Source organism: Marinovum algicola (assembly GCF_900109145.1).
GTDB lineage: Bacteria > Pseudomonadota > Alphaproteobacteria > Rhodobacterales > Rhodobacteraceae > Marinovum > Marinovum algicola.
On record NZ_FNYY01000005.1, the window covers coordinates 129,880 to 146,688 of the forward strand.

A 16,809-nucleotide genomic window follows, 5' to 3' on the forward strand; every position below is an offset into this window, starting at 1 on the left:
CGGCCGCAGCGTCAGGTGTTGAAGATCGCGAGGAACAGCAGGATCAGGATCGTGGCCACCACCACCCGGATCGTGGCCGTGACGAACCCGTTGAAGGTTTCTTCCTGAACGGTGATGTCCATCTCGCCGTGCTTGTGATCAGCCATCTGTCGTAGTCCTCTGAACTGGTTTGCCCGAGGATGTAGCGGATTCCCGCAGGGGTGTCACGCCTCCATCGGCGCGCGATTATGTCGCTTCCGGCGACTCTTCGCGGGTGGCATCCTCGAGCCTCTGCGCCAGCCGGAAACCGATCCGCCGGGGCTTCTCGGCCTCGACCAGCTTGGGCAGGGCCCGCAGCAAGACATTGAGTTGGCTGATATGCTGGACAAGCTGGGTGCGGATGCCCTGCGGGTCGGTGCCGTAGAATGTGATGATGTCAGGATCGAAGAATCCCATGCCCTCAATCCGCAATACACCGGCCTGCGACCCGGTGAACCCCATCGCCACCTCATGCGCATTGTCGAGATCGGCCTCGAAGTCGCGGATATAGAGAACCAGCCGCTCATAGGCCCATTCCGCCGGGCTTTTCCGGGCCACCGGCTTGTCGGTGACACAGCCGTCCGGCGTGGCCCCGCCCTTGCGGCTGTCATCGGCATAAACCTCGATGCGACGGGGCAGGGCGGCGGCCTCATAGGCCTCGGCGGTGGTGGAAATTTCGGTCTCGTCCATGGGGCCTCTGGCGTTAAAGCGGGAGTTCGGTGGTGTCCTTGATGTCTTCCATAACAAAGCTGGCAGAGATATCCGAGACCGGCACCATCGCGATCAACTTCTTGTAAAACGCGTCATAGGCCGGCACGTCGGCGACCCGCACCCGCAGCACGTAATCGAGTTCGCCGGTCATCCGGTGAGCGCCGGTTATTTCCGGCAGCAGCCGGACGGCGCGGCCGAATTTCTCCATCCAGTCGGCGTCATGAGCATTGGTGCGCACCATGACAAAGGCCTGAAGCGGACAGCCGGCGCGCGCCGGATCCAGCAGCGCCACCCGCTTGCGGATCACGCCGCGCGCTTCGAGATTGCGCATCCGCCGCCAGCAGGCATTGCGCGACAGCCCGGCGGCGGCAGCCAGATCATCCATGCTCTGGGTGGCGTCGCGCTGCAATGCGGTGAGGATTTTGAGATCGAATGGGTCAAGGTCGGCCATGGCTGGGATCATGTCCCAATGCCGGGCCGATGTGCAATGAATTTCGGGATCTCCTCTCACGCCCGCAGGGCTAGCCTTGGGCAAACGCACCTTACGGAGAGACCCATGTCTGCACAGAACGGCCCGATGGCCTTTTTCACCGCCCATCCCGCCTCGGTCAACGAGAGCTATTTCCAGCACATGCGCTTTGCCCTGGGCTTTGCCGGGCTGCTGGTGCTGGCGGCGGGGGCCGCGCTGGTGCATGCGGTGTTTCCGGCGCTGTGCGAGACAACGGCCAGCCGGCTGGTGCGCCGGATGCATGACCGGCTGACACGCCGGCACTGAGCCGATTTTCCCGGCGACGGCCCCGATTTTCGTCTCACGATGACGTGAAATCGCCGATAAGGGGATATCTAGAACCGCTGCATTGCCTGTTTACTGCCTGCAAACTAGGGTGTCTGACAAGCCAATGAGGAGCAGCGGGTGACAGCGAACAGATTTGGATGGATCGTGGCATGGGGCCTGGCGCTTGCCACTGCGGCGCCGGTTTCGGCGGCAACCCTGTCGGGGGCCTATCTGGCCGCGCGTCAGGCCGGGTATCAGACGGATTTCCGGGCGGCGGCCGATTATTACGAAAAGGCCCTGTTCCTCGACCGCGAAAATCCCAGCCTGATCGAGGCGGCCGGCGCCGCCCGCCTGTCGCTGGGCGAGGTCGATCGTGCGATTGATCACGCGCGCAAGCTCGAAGAGATGGGCATTCGCTCGCAACTGGCGCAGATGGCGCTGACGGCGGGCCATGCCCGCGACGGCCGCTACGGCGATATCCTCGGCATGATCGACGACAGCCGCGGCATCGGCCCGCTGGTCGACGGGCTGCTGGTGGCCTGGGCCAAGCTGGGGCAGGGCGACATGAGCGCCGCCCTGGTGGCCTTTGACGAGGTTGCCAACGAAAAGGGGCTGGGCAGCTTTGCCGCCTATCACAAGGCGCTGGCGCTGGCCTCGGTCGGCGATTTCGAGCGCGCCGAGGAAATCATGTCGGACGAGACCAGCGGCGGCGCCCTGCTGACCCGTCGCGGCATCGTTGCGCGGGCCCAGGTGCTGAGCCAGCTCGGCCGCAACGCCGAGGCCGCCGAGCTGATGGACGCAAGCTTCAACGCGCGCCTCGACCCGGGGCTGAGCGCGCTGCGCGAATCGCTCGAAGGCTCCGCGCCGGTGGGCTTTGATATTGTCAGCTCGCCGCGCGAAGGCATGGCCGAGGTCTTTTACACCATTGCCGGCGCGCTCGAGGGCGAAGCGGGCGACGATTACACCCTGCTTTATACCCAGATCGCCGAATATCTGCGCCCCGATCACATCGACGCCATCCTGCTGACCGCGCAGCTGATGGAGGATCTGGGCCGCTACGAGCTGGCCGTCGCCACCTATGAACGGGTGCCCGAGGACGATCCGGCCTATCACGCCGCAGTTCTGGGCAAATGCGATGCGCTGCGCGCTTCGGGCAAGGTCAAGGACGCGATCACCGAACTCGAGGCCCTGGCGGTAACCCATGGCGACCTGCCGGTGGTGCATGTCTCGCTTGGCGATCTCTATCGCGGCGAGGCCGATTACGAAGCCGCCACCTCGGCCTATGACAAGGCGGTGGCGCTCTATGGCGAGCCGACCAAGGCGCAATGGTTTGTGTTTTTCGCCCGCGGCATCGCACAGGAGCGGCGCGGCGAATGGGCCAGCGCAGAGGCCGATTTCCGCCGCGCGCTCGATCTCAGCCCGGATCAGCCGCAGGTGCTGAACTATCTAGGCTATTCGCTGGTGGAAAAGCGCCAGAAGCTCGATGAGGCGCTGGCGATGATCGAACGCGCCGTCGACATGCGGCCGAACTCCGGGCATATCGTCGACAGTCTCGGCTGGGTGCTCTATCGCCTGGGCCGCTATGACGAGGCGGTGGGCCACATGGAACGTGCCGCCGAGCTGATGCCGGTGGATCCGGTGGTCAACGATCACCTGGGCGACGTCTATTGGGCGGTGGACCGCAAGCTCGAGGCGCGGTTCCAGTGGCACCGGGCGCTGAGCTTTGTCGATCCCGATGACCCCGATGGCGAGGCCGATCCCGAGCGCATCCGCCGCAAGCTGGAGCTTGGCCTCGACGCCGTGCTGGCCGAGGAAGGCGCGCCGCCGCTCGAGGTGGTGGAGAATGGCGCCAACTGAGGCCTTCGCCCCGGCGAAGATCAACCTGACACTGCATGTCACCGGCCAGCGTGCCGACGGCTATCACCTGCTTGATTCGCTGGTGGTCTTTGCCGGGGTGGGCGACGTCCTGCGCGTTGCGCCGGCCGACGAGATGTCCTTGCGCGTCACCGGGCCGATGGCGGCGGGTGTGCCCGAGGACGCGCGCAACCTCTGTTGGAAAGCGGCCGAGGCCTTTGGCGCGCCGGTCCGCATCGAGCTGGAAAAGCACCTTCCGGCGGCGGCGGGCATTGGCGGCGGCTCTTCCGACGCGGCGGCGGTGCTGCGGGCGATGGAGACGATTTACGGCCGGCCCTTCAGCGGCGACGCCCTGCGCCTCGGGGCCGATGTTCCGGTCTGTCTGCTGGCCCATGCGGCACGGATGTCGGGGATCGGCGAACAGGTGCTGCCGCTGTCGCAGCCGCCGATGGATGCGGTGCTGGTCAATCCGGGCGTCGCGGTCTCGACGCCGGCGGTCTTCAAGGCGCTGAGATCACGGGACAATCCGCCGATGACGGATTGGCCGCTGGATGGCCGGAGCGACAGCACATTGGCCTGGCTGCGCACCATGCGCAACGATCTCGAGCCGCCGGCGATCGGGGTGCAGCCGGTGATCGGCCGCGTCCTGACGGCGCTGGACGAGGAAGGCGCCGACCTGGCGCGGATGTCGGGGTCTGGCGCGACCTGTTTCGGGCTGTTCCCCGACGGCAGCGCGGCCACCGCTGCGGCGGCGGGCCTGCGCGCGGCACATCCCGACTGGTGGGTGGTCGCCACGACTCTGACCTGAGCGCCCGCGGCCCGGACCCGATCCGGGGCCTCCCGGTGGGCCAGGGGGTCCCGGATCGGGTCCGGGACGGGGTGGGGCAGGTTCGGGACGGGTTAGTTCACCCGCGCGACGACATAGGTGGCGAGATCGTCGAGCATGGCGCGGATCGGGTGGTCGGGCAGGCGGGTCAGGGCGTCACGCGCCCTGTCGGCCCAGTCCAGCGCGTCCTGCCGCGCGGCCTCGAGGCTGCCGTGCCGCTCCAGCAGCGCCAGCGCCTGCGCGAGATCGCCGTCTTCCTGCCGCCCTTTCTCGATGGTGCGTTTCCAGAAGGCGCGTTCCTCGGCATCGGCCTGGGCCACCGCCTTGATCACCGGCAGGGTGAGCTTGCGTTCGCGGAAATCGTCGCCGACGTTCTTGCCGGTCGCCTCCGAGCCCCAGTAATCCAGCAGGTCGTCGACCATCTGAAAGGCGACCCCCAGCGCATCGCCAAAATCGAACAGCGCCTTGATCTCTTCTTCCGGGCGGCCGGCGATCACGCCGCCCACTTCGGTCGCGGCCGAGAACAGCGCGGCGGTCTTGCCACGGATCACTTGCAGATAGACCGCTTCGTCGGTGGCCAGGTTCTGTGCGGCCGAGAGCTGCAAGACCTCGCCTTCGGCAATCGTCGCGGCGGCGTTCGACAGGATGTCGAGCACCCGGAGATCGCCCGGTTCCACCATCAGCTGAAAGGCGCGGGCAAAGAGGTAGTCGCCCACCAGAACGCTCGACTTGTTGTCCCACAGCAGGTTGGCGGTGGGCCGGCCCCGGCGCTGGGCGCTTTCGTCGACCACGTCGTCATGCAGCAGCGTCGCGGTGTGGATGAATTCGACCGTCGCCGCCAGCTTGACGTGATCGGCGCCCTCATAGCCGCACATCCGCGCACAGGCCAGCGTCAGCATCGGCCGCAGCCGCTTGCCGCCGGCATCGACCAGATGCGCCGTCACCTCGGGAATGCGCGGCGCATGTTTCGACGCCATGCGGCCCCGGATCACCTCGCCCACGGCCTCGAGATCCGCGGCGAGGAGCTCGGCCAGCCGTTCGTGAGGTTTTGCCACCGCGTTGTCCAAGCTCATCACACTCCCGTCACAAGGCTCGACATGTCTGCCACCTTGCCCTTACATCGCCAACATGGAAGAGCTGTTGCGCACCAACGACATCACCGTCATCGCCTATGCCACTGCCCTGTTGCAGGACGAGGGTATAGAATGGTTTGAATTGGACGTAAATATGAGCGTGCTCGAAGGATCGATCGGCATTTTGCCGCGCCGGCTGATGGTGCGCCGGGACGAGCTGGCGCGGGCGCGGGTGCTGATGCATGACCATGACATCCGTCTCGACTGAGACAACCGACAATGCCTTTCTCGGTGGTCGAGTGCAGCTGTTGCAGCCGCGCCGGGGCTATCGCGCCGGCGTGGACCCGGTGCTGCTGGCGGCGGCCGTCGCGGCGCGGCCGGGTGAGGCGGTGCTCGAACTGGGCTGCGGCGTCGGAACGGCGCTTCTCTGCCTTGGGGCGCGGGTGCCGGGACTGACGCTCTGCGGGGTGGAAGTGCAGCCCGACTATGCCGAACTGGCGCGGCGCAACGCCGCCCGCAACCGGCTGTCCGCCGAGGTGGTCTGCGCCGATCTGGCCGATCTGCCGCCCGGGGTAAAGGCCCGCACCTTCGATCAAGTCCTTGCCAACCCGCCATATTTCCAGCGTACCACCAGCCACGCCAGCCCCGATGCCGGGCGTGAGACGGGCCGTGGCGAGGGGCTGGCGCTGGGGCACTGGATTGCCGTCGCGGCCCGGCGGCTCAGGACCGGCGGCTTTGCCACTTTCATCCAGCGCGCCGAGCGGCTGCCCGAGATGCTGGCAGGCTGCGAGGGGCGGCTCGGCGGGCTCGAGGTGCTGCCCCTGATCCCGCGTGCCGGCCGGGCCGCGCGGCTGGTTCTGCTGCGGGGCCGAAAGGGCGGCGGCGCGGCCTTTCGACTGCACGCTCCGGTTGTGCTGCACCATGGCGAAGCGCATCTGGCCGATGGCGACGATTACGCGCCTCGGATCGCGGATGTGCTGCGAAACGGGGCGGCCTTGCCTTTTGCAGCGGCAGGAAAACAAGGGTGAGCGGGGCTCCGCGGTCTTTTGCAGTCGCAGCGTGACAGAACTGTAAAAGTGTGCTGCACTGGGGATCCACACGAACCTTAGGAGGATCCTCATGAGCTTGAGTTCGCACCTGCACGAATTGAAGAAGAAGCATCAGGTACTGTCGGACAGGGTGGAGGAAGCCCAGCGGGCCCCAGGCACCGACGACCTGACAATCGCGAACCTCAAAAAGCAGAAATTGCGGCTGAAGGAAGAAATCTCCCGGATTTCGGAGGAAGTGGCCTAACGCGTCACCGTCGGCACCATGTGCGCTGCCGGTGCAAGAAATTCTGGCCGTGGCAAAGGGATGTAGCCCGGCCGGCTGGCCATCAGATGGGGGCGGGTGTCCGCCCCTTTTTGGTGCCGGGCCGCCGTGCGGCGGTGGCAGAACAGAAAATGGCCGGTCGCTGGGACCGGCCATTTCGCGTATCAGAAGCAAGTGCCCGGATCAGACGAAGAACTGGCCGCCGTTGGCCGAGATCGTCGAACCGTTGATGAAACCGGCGTCGTCGGAGGCCAGGAAGGCCACGCAGCGGGCGATTTCCTCGGGTTCGCCGAGGCGGCCGGCGGGGATCTGGCCGATGATCGATTCGCGGACCTTTTCCGGCACCGCCATGACCATTTCGGTGGCGATGTAGCCGGGACAGATGGCATTGGCGGTGATGCCGGCGCGCGCACCTTCCTGCGCCAGCGACTTGACGATGCCGAGATCGCCGGCCTTGGTGGCGGCATAGTTGACCTGGGCGAACTGACCTTTCTGACCGTTGATCGAAGAGATCACGATGACGCGGCCGAACTTGCGCTCGCGCATGCCGGGCCAGATCGGGTGAACGGTGTTGAACACGCCGGTCAGATTGGTGTCGATCACCTCGTTCCATTGTTGCGGCGTCATCTTGTGGAACGGCGCGTCGCGGGTGATGCCGGCGTTTGCGACCACGATGTCGATCGGGCCGACCTCGGATTCGACCTTTTCGATCCCGGCCTTGGATTCGTCGTAGTCGCCGACGTTCCACTTGTAGGTCTTGATGCCAGTTTCCTCGGTGAACTTGGCCGCGGCCTCGTCGTTACCGGCATAGGTGGCGACCACCGTGCAACCCTGCGCCTTGAGCGCCTTGGAAATCGCCGCGCCGATACCGCGCGAACCGCCGGTGACGAGTGCAATTCTTGCCATGATCTTCCTCCAATTCAATCTGCGTTTGTAATGGTGTTACCGCGCCACCGTTCATCGCGCAACAATATTGCGCAACTTTCGTCTGTTGCGGTTTTTCCTGAGGGGTGGGAGAGGCCGGGGCGCCCCTGCGCCCCGGCCGAAGGGTTACGGGCGTTCGACGCAGAGCGCCACGCCCATGCCGCCGCCGATGCAGAGCGTGGCGAGGCCTTTCTTGGCACCGCGACGCTGCATTTCGAACAGCAGGGTGTTGAGCACGCGGGCGCCCGAAGCGCCGATCGGGTGGCCTATGGCGATGGCGCCGCCGTTGACGTTCACGATGGAGGGATCCCAGCCCATGTCCTTGTTCACGGCGCAGGCCTGGGCGGCAAAGGCTTCGTTGGCTTCGACCAGGTCGAGATCATCGACCGACCAGCCGGCCTTTTCCAGCGCCTTGCGCGAGGCATAGATCGGGCCGACGCCCATGATCGACGGGTCGAGCCCGGCGGTGGCATAAGAGGCGATGCGCGCCAGCGGCTCGATGCCGCGCTTTTCGGCTTCGTCGGCCGACATCAGCAGGGCGCCGGCGGCACCGTCGTTGAGACCCGAGGCATTGGCCGCGGTGACCGAGCCGTCCTTGGTGAAGGCGGGGCGCAGCTTCTGCATCGCGTCGATGGTCGCGCCGTGGCGGATGTATTCGTCATCCTTCACCTCGATGTCGCCCTTGCGGGTCTTGACGGTGAAGGGCACGATCTCGTCGGCGAATTTGCCGGCCTTCTGCGCGGCTTCGGCCTTGTTTTGCGAGCTGACGGCGAATTCATCCTGCTGGTCGCGGCTGATCTGCCATTTCTCGGCCACGTTCTCGGCGGTCTGGCCCATGTGATAGCCGTTGAAGGCATCCCAGAGACCGTCGCGGATCATGGTGTCGATGTACTTCATGTCGCCCATTTTCTGGCCATTGCGCAGGTTGGCGCAATGCGGCGACATCGACATGTTTTCCTGGCCACCGGCGGCGACGATCGAGGCATCGCCAAGCTGGATGTGCTGGGCGGCAAGTGCCACGGCGCGCAGGCCCGAGCCACAGACCTGGTTGATGCCCCAGGCGGCGGATTCCTGCGGAAACCCGGCGTTGATATGCGCCTGACGCGCCGGGTTCTGGCCCTGGCCCGCGGTCAGAACCTGGCCGAGGATGGTCTCGCTCACGTCGGAGCCTTCAATGCCCGCACGCTCGACAAGCGCCCGGAGCACGGAGGCGCCGAGATCATGGGCGGGGGTGTTGGCAAACGAGCCCAGGAAAGACCCGACAGGGGTCCGGGCGGCCGAGGCGATAACGACATTGGTCATGGTTTCTTCCTTCACCGTTTGTGGCGCAGGGAGGATAGCAGGACCTCATCGTGCGGCCCGTATCCTCCCGCCGCTCGAGACGATGCCATAACGTAAGCCTGACCATGCCACAACAGTTCCCGTACCGCTTGACGTGCATGTCGCAGCCGCGATTTACAACTGCCGGAATGGTCGGCAAGGGTGCTGAAATCTCAGGCGCTGGCCCGGGCCTTGCGGCCGTCAAGCCAGCCCGGAGACACCGTGGGCGCGCCGAAGAAATAGCCTTGCAGACAGTCGACGCCCATCGCCGTAAGTGCCGACACATCTTCGGCATTTTCCACATTCTCGGCCACTGTGAACATGTCGAACTGTTGTGCGATCGCCAATATCGCCTGGGTCAGCACCTGGTTGTCGGGATCGGCATGGATGTTGCGGATGAACTGGCCGTCGATCTTGAGGATATCGAACTGGAACTGCTTAAAATGTCGCAGGGCGGTAAAGCCGGCGCCAAAATCGTCGAGCGCAAAGGCGATCCCGCGTTTTTGCAGGTCAGACATGAATCCGATGACGATTTCGGGCACCAGCATGGCCGAATTTTCGGTGATCTCGAGAATCAGCCGTTCGCCTACCGTCGGATCGGCCTTGAGCCCGCGGTCCAGCGTGCGCATCCAGGGCCGATAGCCGATCGAGCGCGCCGACATGTTGATCGCAAGCCGCAGGGACGGCGTGCACGCCAGCGTCAGCAGGCCCTTTTCCAGCGCCAGGCAGTCGATCCGCCGGCCTGTTTCGCTCTCTTCTATCGGCTGAATAAAATCGACGGCGGGAATCACCCTTCCGGTCTCGTCGAGCACCCGGATCAGCCCCTCGTAAAACGCCATGCGGTCGGGGCGGCGCGCCTGCACCACGGGTTGAAAGGCCAGCATCACCTGCTTGTGCCTGACCGCCTCATCGACCATGCGCAGGGTGTCACGGTCGCGCAGCATCAGCGCCTCGGCCAGCGCGTTGCCGTTTTGGCGGCGCCCGCGCATGTCAGTCCGTCGCTCGTTCATCCAAGACCCTCCGTTGCGGTCCCGGCCAATCTGCGCCACAAGGTTTAATCTGGGGTTTACAAGGTCGAAATAGCGAGGAGGGCAGATGGCGGATGCAGGTGGCAGGCGCTGTGGCTGGGCCGGGCCGGAGCCGATTTACCTTGCCTATCATGACACCGAATGGGGCGTGCCGGAATACGATGCCCGCGCGCTCTGGGAAAAGCTGATCCTCGACGGCTTTCAAGCCGGGCTGAGCTGGATCACGATTCTCAAGAAGCGCGCGGCCTTTCGCGCGGCCTTTGCCGGGTTCGACCCGCAGGTGATCGCCGGCTGGGGCGAGGCCGAGGTGGCGCGGTTGCTGGCCGATCCCGGCATCGTGCGTCATCGCGGCAAGATCGAGGCCACAATCTCCAATGCCCGGGCCTTTTGCGAGCTGGGGCAGGGGTTCGACGATTTCCTCTGGCGGTACGTCGATGGCGTGCCGCTACAGAACCGCTGGGCCAGCGATGCCGAGGTGCCGGGCTTCACACCGCTGTCCCAGCGGGTGTCGAAGGACTTGAAGAAGGCCGGCTTTCGGTTTTGCGGCCCGACGATCACCTATGCCTTCATGCAGGCCTGCGGACTGGTCAACGACCATCTGGTCTGCTGCCCGCGGCATGCCGCCTGCGCGGCGCTGGCCGAAGGCGCCGATCCGTCAGGTGAGAGGCGCGCGCCCTGTTGACTCTGCCGCGCGCTGCTGTATACGCGCGGCTTCATTGGTGTTGGTGGCCCCCGCAAGGGGATGCCTGTCGAAGCCCCGGCAACGGGGTCTTAGAGGACAACGCCCTTTATATCGCCGCAGCAGGGCCGGGGCGGGACCGATTTGGAACGGTTTCGGATCAGGTTGCGGAGCCAAGGTAAAGGAGATCAGCCGTGACCAAACGCACGTCTGCCAAGTACAAGATCGACCGCCGCATGGGCGAAAACATCTGGGGCCGTCCGAAGTCCCCGGTCAACCGCCGCGAATACGGCCCCGGCCAGCACGGTCAGCGTCGCAAGGGCAAACTGTCCGACTTCGGCCTCCAGCTGCGCGCCAAACAGAAGCTGAAAGGCTACTACGGCGACCTGACCGAAAAGCAATTCCGCCGGATCTTCCGCGAAGCCGAGCGTCTGAAAGGCGACACCGGTGAGCACCTGATCGGCCTGCTCGAGCGCCGTCTCGACGCCGTGGTCTACCGCGCCAAATTCGTGCCGACCATGTTCGCCGCCCGTCAGTTCGTGAACCACGGCCACGTCACCGTGAACGGCCGCCGCGTCAACATCCCCTCCTACCGCGTGAAAGAGGGTGACGTGATCGAAGTCCGCGAGAAATCCAAGCAGATGGCCGCGATCCTCGAAGCCACCCAGCTGGCCGAGCGTGACGTGCCCGATTACATCGACACCGATCACTCCAAGCTGACCGCCACCTTCGTGCGCGCGCCCGGTCTTTCCGACGTGCCGTACCCGGTTGTGATGGAACCGAATCTCGTCATCGAATATTACGCACAGAACTAAATCGTTCTGGCACTGATGTTCCGAAAGGCCGCGCTGCTTGCGCGGCCTTTTTTTGTTCCGGCCCCGAGGAGACAGGCATGACTCAGGACTATCCCATCTATGGCCGCATCGACGGCCCGATCGTGATGATCGGTTTCGGCTCGATCGGCAAAGGCACCTGGCCGCTGATCGAACGGCATTTCGAATATGATGCGGATCGCTTTGTGGTGGTGGAGCCCGACAAGAGCCACCACAACTTCCTGCGCCAGCACAAGCTGAACTTCATCGACGTGGCGCTCACCGCCGAAAATTATCGCGAGGTGCTGGGCGGGTTGTTCCCCGACGGCAAGGGGTTCTGTGTCAACCTCAGCGTCGATACCTCCTCGCTCGATATCATGAAATTCTGCCGCGAGCTTGGGGTGCTCTACATCGACACCGTGGTCGAACCCTGGGCCGGCTACTATTTCGACACCGAGGACAATGCCGCGCGCACCAACTATGCCCTGCGGCAGAAGGTGCGCGACGAGAAGGCAGCCAATCCCGGCGGCACCACCGCCGTCTCCTGCTGCGGCGCCAACCCGGGCATGGTGAGCTGGTTCGTCAAGGAGGCGCTGCTGACGCTGGCCCGCGACACCGGCCGCGAGGCCGAGGCGCCCGCCGACCGCGAAGGCTGGGCGAAGCTGATGCAATCTCTGGGCGTCAAGGGCGTGCATATCGCCGAGCGCGACACCCAGGCGCGGCGCACGCCGCGGCCGCGGGGCGTTTTCGTCAACACCTGGTCGGTCGAGGGGTTCATCGCCGAAGGGTTCCAGCCGGCGGAGCTCGGCTGGGGCACGCATGAGACCTGGTTCCCCGAAAATGCCCATCGCCAGGAAACCGGCTGCAAATCCGCGATCTGGCTGGAGCGTCCGGGCGCCATCACCCGCGTTCATACCTGGTGTCCCACGCCCGGCCCGCAGTTCGGCTTTCTGGTGACCCACAACGAGGCCGTTTCGATCAGCGATTACTACACCGTGGGCGCGGGGCATGATCCCGAGTTCCGCCCGACCTGTCATTACGCCTATCACCCCGCCGATGACGCCGTGCTGTCGCTGCATGAGATGTTCGGTTCGGGCCAACAGCAGCAGAAACACCACATCCTCACCGAGGACGAGATCGTCGAGGGCATCGACGAGCTGGGCGTGCTGCTCTTCGGGCACGAGAAAAACGCGCTGTGGTATGGCTCGCGCCTGTCGAACGAAGAGACCCGCGACCTGGCGCCCTATCAGAACGCCACCGGCTTGCAGGTGACCTCTGCGGTGCTCGCCGGCATGGTCTGGGCGCTGGAGAACCCGCAGGCCGGCATCGTCGAGACCGACGAGATGGACCATGCGCGCTGTCTCGAGGTGCAACGACCCTACCTCGGGCCGGTCGAGGCGCATTATACCGACTGGACCCCGCTCAAGGACCGCTGGGAGCATTTTCCGGAGGACATCGACGAAAGCGATCCCTGGCTGTTCCGCAACGTGCTGGCGAGCTGAGGCGGGCGGGGAGCGCCCCGTGCCGCCTGCCGGCCGAGCGGCCCCGGCCCCGGCGCGGGGGCCGGGGCGGGTTGCCTCCGATGGCCGGCGCCTGTTGAGCGCAACCGCCCCCAAAGGCGATCTTCCGCAGCCGGGCCGCATGCCCCCGTCCCGGCCGCCGCGCCGGGACCTCGTGGCCGGCTCCCCCGCGCATCGCGCCCGGAGAGCCGCCGGTGGTGCCGCGCCGTCGCCGCTCCGCGGCACTGCGCACCTTCCCTTGTCTGCCCGGGCGCTCTAAGAGGTTGCCCTGAAAGGAGCCCCTCATGACGCTGATCACCCCGCAACCCGGGATCATGGAGATTGCCCTCTACCAGGGCGGCAAGTCGAAGATCGCCGGGCGTGACGACGTGCTCAAACTCTCGTCGAACGAAAACCCGCTGGGCGTGCCGCCCGGCGCGCAGGCGGCCATCGTGGCGGCGGCGGGGCAGGTGCATCTCTATCCCTCGACCGATCACGCCGCCCTGCGCGGCGCCATCGGCGCGGTGCACGGGCTCGACCCCGAGCGGATCATCTGTGGCGTCGGCTCGGACGAGGTGCTGCAATTCGTCACCCAGGCCTATGCCGGACCGGGTGACGAGATCATCCACACCGAACATGGCTTCTCGATGTATCCGGTTCTCACCCATATGACCGGCGCGACGCCGGTGCGTGTGCCCGAGGCCGGGCGGCGGGTGGATGTCGATGCCATTCTTGACGCAGTGACCGCGCGCACCCGGATGGTGCTTCTCACCAATCCCGGCAACCCCACCGGGACGCTGCTCGCCGACGAAGAGCTGTTGCGGCTGGCCGATGGTCTGCCCGAGCGCGTCATCCTGGTGATCGACGCCGCTTATGCCGAATTCGCCGAGGGTTACGACGGCGGCGCGGCGCTGGCGACCGAACGGCCCAACGTTCTGATGACGCGGACCTTTTCCAAAATTTACGGCCTTGGCGGCCTGCGTGTCGGCTGGGGCTATGGCCCGCAGGAGATGATCGACGTTCTGCGCCGGCTGCGCCAGCCGTTCAACTTGTCGGAATTGCAGATGGCGGCGGCCGAGGCGGCGGTGCGCGATGCGGACTGGCTGCGCGACTGTGTGGCGCTCAACCGCGATCAGCGGGCGCGGCTGACCGGCGCGCTGCGGCAGTTGGGCCTGGCCTGCGACGACAGCGAGACCAATTTCGTGCTGGCGCGATTTGCCGACGCGGCCGAGGCGGAGGCGGCCGATCGGGCCTTGCAGGCCGCCGGCATTCTGGTGCGCGGGGTGGGCGGCTACGGCTTCCCCGAGGGTCTGCGCATCACCGTCGGCGACGCCGATCAGACCGGCCGGGTGATCGCCGCGCTCTCGCGCTGGCGGGAGGGCGGCTGATGGCGCAGATCTACGGCAAGGTTGCCCTGATCGGGCTCGGGCTGATCGCGTCGTCGATGGCCCATGCCATGCGGCGCGGCGGTGTCGCCGCGGAAATCAGCGGCTACGCCCGCTCGCAGGCGACGCGCGACACGGCACGCCGCATCCAGCTCTGCGATACGGTCTGCGACAGCGCCGAGGCGGCTGTCGAGGGCGCCGATCTGATCGTGCTCGCGGTGCCGGTGGGCGCGATGGGCGTGGTGGCCGAGGCCATCGCCCCGCATCTGAAACCCGGCGCCACGGTGATTGACGTCGGTTCGGTCAAGGCCGCCGTGGTCGAGGCGGTCGGTCCGCATGTGCCCGACGGCGTGCATTTCGTGCCGACCCACCCGATGGCCGGCACCGAGCATTCCGGGCCGGAGGCGGGCTTTGCCTCGCTGTTCGACAACCGCTGGACGCTGATCGTGCCGCCCGACGGCGCCGACAGGGCTGCGGTGGAGCGGGTCGAGGCCTATTGGCAGGCACTTGGCGCCAATTGCGAGCGGATGGAAGTGACGCATCACGATCTGGTCTGCGCCGTGGTCAGCCATATTCCGCACCTGATCGCCTATACGATGGTGGGCGTGGCCGACGATCTCTCCCGCGTGTCCGACCAGGAGGTGATCAAGTTCTCGGCCGCCGGGTTTCGGGATTTCACCCGCATCGCCGCCTCCGATCCGACGATGTGGCGCGATGTCTTCCTCACCAACAAAGAGGCGACGCTGGAAATGCTCGGTCGCTTCACCGAAGAGCTGTTTGCCCTGCAACGGGCGATCCGCACCGGGGACGGCGAGGAATTGTTCGATTATTTCACCCGGACGCGGGCGATCAGGCGTGGTATCATCGAGGCCGGGCAGGACACCGATGCCCCGGATTTCGGACGGGCGAAGAAACACGACAGGTAGGGTAACGAGGGGCGGTTGATGCGGGGGCTGGCGACGCGGGTTGTGACAAGGCGGGTACTGCCCGTGCTGCTGACCGGCCTTCTGGCCACCTCTGCCTCCGCCAGCTCCATGGCGCCCGAAACCAGCCTGCGGCCGGTGGCGCGGTCGGTCGGGGTCTTTCTCTCGTCCATGTCCCGGGCGCAACTGCTGCCACCCCTGCCATTGCGCCCGCTGCGCTCGCCCCGGCCCACGGTGCGCCCCGAGGGGTTCGTGACCAAGATTATGGCACAGCGCGAAAAGCCGCGCGGCCAACTCTGCGGGCTGGTGGGGGTCGAAGGCGAAGAGATCGGCCCCGTGGCCGGCCGGATTGCCGGCTGCGGCACCGACCGGGCGGTCCGGGTCTCGGCGGTCTCGGGCGTGCAGCTCAGCCAGCGCGCGGTGCTGACCTGCGGCACCGCGCGGGCCTTGCAGTCCTGGGTCGACACCGGGCTGCGGCCGGCGGTGGGCAAGATGGGCGGCGGCATCGCCGGTCTGCGTGTCGCGGCGCATTATTCGTGCCGCACCCGCAACAACCGGCCCGGCGCCAGGATCAGCGAACACGGCAAGGCCAAGGCGATCGACATTTCCGAGATTGTCCTGGTCAACGGGGACACGCTCAACGTGCTGCGCGACTGGCGGCGGGGCCGCAAGGGGCGCGCGTTGCAGCGGGCGCATGGCGCGGCCTGCGGCATTTTCGGCACCACCTTGGGGCCGGGGTCAGACGGCTATCACGAGGATCATCTGCACTACGACACCGCGCGCCATCGCGGCGGCGCCTACTGTCGCTGAGCCTGCCAGGCGGCCCGCAGCCTGTCGCGCTGGTTCGGGGTGCGCTGGGCCACGGCGAGGTCGCCGATCATGTCGGACAGGGCCCGGCGCTCTGCGCCCCGGCTCCGCGCCCATTGGCTCAGAAGTTGCGCCAGCGCCGCGGTGCGCATGAACTCCGCGTCCGGCATCGGGATGCCCGAGCTGACCTTGCGGGATTTTTCGCGCCGCCCCGGGGGCGGGCGCAGGTCGAGCGCCCGGGAAAAGACGACCTGGGCGAGATCGGCGATTTCCTCCGCCTGTGCCGGCTCTTTCTCCTGGCGGTCCGAGACGAGGGCGAAGGCGAGGCAGCGCATGACATTGGCCGAGCTGCGGTAGAACCCGGCGGGCAGGGGCCGGGCAAGCTGGCTGCGGCAGAGCGCCACCGCCTCGGTGGCGAGATCGGCCAGCAGCGCGGCATCGCCCAGCATCAGCGCCGCGTTCAGCGCCACATAGGCCCGGGAAAAGCCGACGTGGCAGCGATCCTGCCGGATGTCCTCGCTGGTGGAAAACGCCGCGATCTCGTCACCGAGCGCCAGCAGCGGCGCCAGGCCTTCCGAGAGACGGGTGTCGTCGCCCAGCTCCAGTGCCTTGTGGGTCCGGGCAATGCGGGCATTGGCGCGGTGATGCGGCGCGAGGTCGGGCAGCGCGGCAATCGCGTCGAAAAGCGTGATCTGGTCGTCGAGTGCCGATGGCCGGGCCCGGGCGGAGTAGAGCACCGAGGCCGCGGCCCTGTTCTTGCGCGCTGCCGGCAGCGCCGCGAGCGAAGCGATGGCCTTTTCGACCGGGAGCGCGGCGAAGTCCGGCAGCGCGCCCGAGGTTTTCGAGAGACCGAACAGGCCCACC

At 66.4% G+C, this 16,809-nt stretch carries 20 protein-coding genes; 12 read left to right on the top strand and 8 right to left on the bottom strand.

Translation table 11 applies throughout. From position 1 onward, the window contains the following. Positions 1 to 11: 11 nt before the first annotated feature. The 3 genes from BMW90_RS09275 to BMW90_RS09285 form a co-directional block, all read right to left on the bottom strand. Complete coding sequence (locus BMW90_RS09275) at positions 12 to 146, bottom strand: aa3-type cytochrome c oxidase subunit IV (RefSeq protein WP_074836245.1); 135 nt, start codon at positions 144 to 146, stop codon at positions 12 to 14. 79 nt (positions 147 to 225) lie between these two features. Continuing rightward, on the bottom strand, positions 226 to 708 hold the full coding sequence (locus BMW90_RS09280) for a DUF6173 family protein (protein ID WP_074836246.1): 483 nt from the start codon (positions 706 to 708) through the stop codon (positions 226 to 228). A gap of 13 nt (positions 709 to 721) precedes the next feature. Continuing rightward, complete coding sequence (locus BMW90_RS09285) at positions 722 to 1,180, bottom strand: Lrp/AsnC family transcriptional regulator (RefSeq protein WP_074836248.1); 459 nt, start codon at positions 1,178 to 1,180, stop codon at positions 722 to 724. A 105-nt stretch (positions 1,181 to 1,285) separates the two neighbouring features. Between BMW90_RS09285 and BMW90_RS09290 the strand changes: the two genes are divergently transcribed. The 3 genes from BMW90_RS09290 (at position 1,286) to BMW90_RS09300 (ending at position 4,166) form a co-directional block, all read left to right on the top strand. Then, positions 1,286 to 1,504, top strand: a complete 219-nt coding sequence (locus BMW90_RS09290) for a DUF6356 family protein (RefSeq protein WP_244526470.1) — start codon at positions 1,286 to 1,288, stop codon at positions 1,502 to 1,504. Between the two features lie 138 nt (positions 1,505 to 1,642). After that, the gene (locus BMW90_RS09295; protein WP_083416005.1) at positions 1,643 to 3,361 is read left to right on the top strand and encodes a tetratricopeptide repeat protein; all 1,719 of its coding nucleotides are present in this window, start codon (positions 1,643 to 1,645) and stop codon (positions 3,359 to 3,361) included. Continuing rightward, positions 3,348 to 4,166, top strand: coding sequence for a 4-(cytidine 5'-diphospho)-2-C-methyl-D-erythritol kinase (locus tag BMW90_RS09300; protein ID WP_074836249.1), 819 nt, complete (start codon positions 3,348 to 3,350; stop codon positions 4,164 to 4,166). Before BMW90_RS09295 ends, BMW90_RS09300 begins: the two co-directional genes overlap by 14 nt. A 92-nt stretch (positions 4,167 to 4,258) precedes the next feature. On the opposite strand, the gene BMW90_RS09305 is transcribed toward BMW90_RS09300, so the two are convergent. Beyond that, positions 4,259 to 5,257 carry a polyprenyl synthetase family protein gene (locus BMW90_RS09305; protein WP_074836251.1) on the bottom strand — a complete coding sequence of 333 codons (999 nt, stop codon included), beginning with the start codon at positions 5,255 to 5,257 and terminating at the stop codon, positions 4,259 to 4,261. A gap of 55 nt (positions 5,258 to 5,312) precedes the next feature. On the opposite strand from BMW90_RS09305, the gene BMW90_RS09310 reads away from it, so the two are divergent. The 3 genes from BMW90_RS09310 to BMW90_RS09320 all read left to right on the top strand — a co-directional run bounded on the left by BMW90_RS09310 (position 5,313) and on the right by BMW90_RS09320 (position 6,550). Then, the gene (locus BMW90_RS09310) at positions 5,313 to 5,525 is read left to right on the top strand and encodes a putative signal transducing protein (protein WP_048532770.1); all 213 of its coding nucleotides are present in this window, start codon (positions 5,313 to 5,315) and stop codon (positions 5,523 to 5,525) included. Then, positions 5,500 to 6,285 (top strand): tRNA1(Val) (adenine(37)-N6)-methyltransferase, encoded by a 786-nt coding sequence (locus BMW90_RS09315; RefSeq protein ID WP_244526471.1) that lies wholly within the window; start codon positions 5,500 to 5,502, stop codon positions 6,283 to 6,285. The genes BMW90_RS09310 and BMW90_RS09315 overlap by 26 nt, the downstream gene beginning before the upstream one ends. Before the next feature lie 91 nt (positions 6,286 to 6,376). Continuing rightward, positions 6,377 to 6,550 (top strand): YdcH family protein, encoded by a 174-nt coding sequence (locus BMW90_RS09320; protein WP_074836254.1) that lies wholly within the window; start codon positions 6,377 to 6,379, stop codon positions 6,548 to 6,550. Positions 6,551 to 6,751: 201 nt separating this feature from the next. On the opposite strand, the gene phbB is transcribed toward BMW90_RS09320, so the two are convergent. The 3 genes from phbB to BMW90_RS09335 all read right to left on the bottom strand — a co-directional run bounded on the left by phbB (position 6,752) and on the right by BMW90_RS09335 (position 9,822). Beyond that, positions 6,752 to 7,474 carry an acetoacetyl-CoA reductase gene (gene phbB / locus BMW90_RS09325; RefSeq protein ID WP_048532766.1) on the bottom strand — a complete coding sequence of 241 codons (723 nt, stop codon included), beginning with the start codon at positions 7,472 to 7,474 and terminating at the stop codon, positions 6,752 to 6,754. 144 nt (positions 7,475 to 7,618) lie between these two features. Beyond that, the gene (locus BMW90_RS09330; RefSeq protein WP_048532764.1) at positions 7,619 to 8,794 is read right to left on the bottom strand and encodes an acetyl-CoA C-acetyltransferase; all 1,176 of its coding nucleotides are present in this window, start codon (positions 8,792 to 8,794) and stop codon (positions 7,619 to 7,621) included. Between the two features lie 191 nt (positions 8,795 to 8,985). Then, the gene (locus tag BMW90_RS09335; protein WP_244526472.1) at positions 8,986 to 9,822 is read right to left on the bottom strand and encodes an EAL domain-containing protein; all 837 of its coding nucleotides are present in this window, start codon (positions 9,820 to 9,822) and stop codon (positions 8,986 to 8,988) included. An 85-nt stretch (positions 9,823 to 9,907) separates the two neighbouring features. Between BMW90_RS09335 and BMW90_RS09340 the strand changes: the two genes are divergently transcribed. The 6 genes from BMW90_RS09340 (at position 9,908) to BMW90_RS09365 (ending at position 15,948) form a co-directional block, all read left to right on the top strand. Then, entirely contained in the window at positions 9,908 to 10,522 is a 615-nt protein-coding gene (locus tag BMW90_RS09340; RefSeq protein WP_074836257.1) for a DNA-3-methyladenine glycosylase I, read from the top strand. 191 nt (positions 10,523 to 10,713) lie between these two features. Continuing rightward, positions 10,714 to 11,334: a 30S ribosomal protein S4 gene (rpsD, locus tag BMW90_RS09345; RefSeq protein WP_048532758.1), complete on the top strand. Its 621-nt coding sequence runs from the start codon at positions 10,714 to 10,716 to the stop codon at positions 11,332 to 11,334. A 77-nt stretch (positions 11,335 to 11,411) separates the two neighbouring features. Beyond that, on the top strand, positions 11,412 to 12,833 hold the full coding sequence (locus tag BMW90_RS09350) for a homospermidine synthase (RefSeq protein WP_074836258.1): 1,422 nt from the start codon (positions 11,412 to 11,414) through the stop codon (positions 12,831 to 12,833). A gap of 302 nt (positions 12,834 to 13,135) precedes the next feature. Then, positions 13,136 to 14,218: a histidinol-phosphate transaminase gene (hisC, locus tag BMW90_RS09355; protein ID WP_074836260.1), complete on the top strand. Its 1,083-nt coding sequence runs from the start codon at positions 13,136 to 13,138 to the stop codon at positions 14,216 to 14,218. Next, positions 14,218 to 15,141, top strand: a complete 924-nt coding sequence (locus BMW90_RS09360) for a prephenate/arogenate dehydrogenase family protein (protein ID WP_048532752.1) — start codon at positions 14,218 to 14,220, stop codon at positions 15,139 to 15,141. Before hisC ends, BMW90_RS09360 begins: the two co-directional genes overlap by 1 nt. Positions 15,142 to 15,159: 18 nt before the next feature. Next, complete coding sequence (locus BMW90_RS09365; protein WP_074836261.1) at positions 15,160 to 15,948, top strand: extensin-like domain-containing protein; 789 nt, start codon at positions 15,160 to 15,162, stop codon at positions 15,946 to 15,948. Here the strand turns inward: BMW90_RS09365 and BMW90_RS09370 are convergent. Then, positions 15,936 to 16,808 (bottom strand): hypothetical protein, encoded by an 873-nt coding sequence (locus BMW90_RS09370; protein WP_074836263.1) that lies wholly within the window; start codon positions 16,806 to 16,808, stop codon positions 15,936 to 15,938. The two genes, BMW90_RS09365 and BMW90_RS09370, sit on opposite strands and share 13 nt — an antisense overlap. Position 16,809 lies beyond the last annotated feature (1 nt).

Bases quoted from the DNA above. Each gene is read 5' to 3' on its own strand.
- BMW90_RS09275 (WP_074836245.1), bottom strand. From the start codon at position 146: ATGGCTGATCACAAGCACGGCGAGATGGACATCACCGTTCAGGAAGAA.
- BMW90_RS09280 (WP_074836246.1), bottom strand. From the start codon at position 708: ATGGACGAGACCGAAATTTCCACCACCGCCGAGGCCTATGAGGCCGCC.
- BMW90_RS09285 (WP_074836248.1), bottom strand. From the start codon at position 1,180: ATGGCCGACCTTGACCCATTCGATCTCAAAATCCTCACCGCATTGCAG.
- BMW90_RS09290 (WP_244526470.1), top strand. From the start codon at position 1,286: ATGTCTGCACAGAACGGCCCGATGGCCTTTTTCACCGCCCATCCCGCC.
- BMW90_RS09300 (WP_074836249.1), top strand. From the start codon at position 3,348: ATGGCGCCAACTGAGGCCTTCGCCCCGGCGAAGATCAACCTGACACTG.
- BMW90_RS09305 (WP_074836251.1), bottom strand. From the start codon at position 5,257: ATGAGCTTGGACAACGCGGTGGCAAAACCTCACGAACGGCTGGCCGAG.
- BMW90_RS09310 (WP_048532770.1), top strand. From the start codon at position 5,313: ATGGAAGAGCTGTTGCGCACCAACGACATCACCGTCATCGCCTATGCC.
- BMW90_RS09315 (WP_244526471.1), top strand. From the start codon at position 5,500: ATGACCATGACATCCGTCTCGACTGAGACAACCGACAATGCCTTTCTC.
- BMW90_RS09320 (WP_074836254.1), top strand. From the start codon at position 6,377: ATGAGCTTGAGTTCGCACCTGCACGAATTGAAGAAGAAGCATCAGGTA.
- phbB (WP_048532766.1), bottom strand. From the start codon at position 7,474: ATGGCAAGAATTGCACTCGTCACCGGCGGTTCGCGCGGTATCGGCGCG.
- BMW90_RS09330 (WP_048532764.1), bottom strand. From the start codon at position 8,794: ATGACCAATGTCGTTATCGCCTCGGCCGCCCGGACCCCTGTCGGGTCT.
- BMW90_RS09335 (WP_244526472.1), bottom strand. From the start codon at position 9,822: ATGAACGAGCGACGGACTGACATGCGCGGGCGCCGCCAAAACGGCAAC.
- BMW90_RS09340 (WP_074836257.1), top strand. From the start codon at position 9,908: ATGGCGGATGCAGGTGGCAGGCGCTGTGGCTGGGCCGGGCCGGAGCCG.
- BMW90_RS09350 (WP_074836258.1), top strand. From the start codon at position 11,412: ATGACTCAGGACTATCCCATCTATGGCCGCATCGACGGCCCGATCGTG.
- hisC (WP_074836260.1), top strand. From the start codon at position 13,136: ATGACGCTGATCACCCCGCAACCCGGGATCATGGAGATTGCCCTCTAC.
- BMW90_RS09360 (WP_048532752.1), top strand. From the start codon at position 14,218: ATGGCGCAGATCTACGGCAAGGTTGCCCTGATCGGGCTCGGGCTGATC.
- BMW90_RS09365 (WP_074836261.1), top strand. From the start codon at position 15,160: ATGCGGGGGCTGGCGACGCGGGTTGTGACAAGGCGGGTACTGCCCGTG.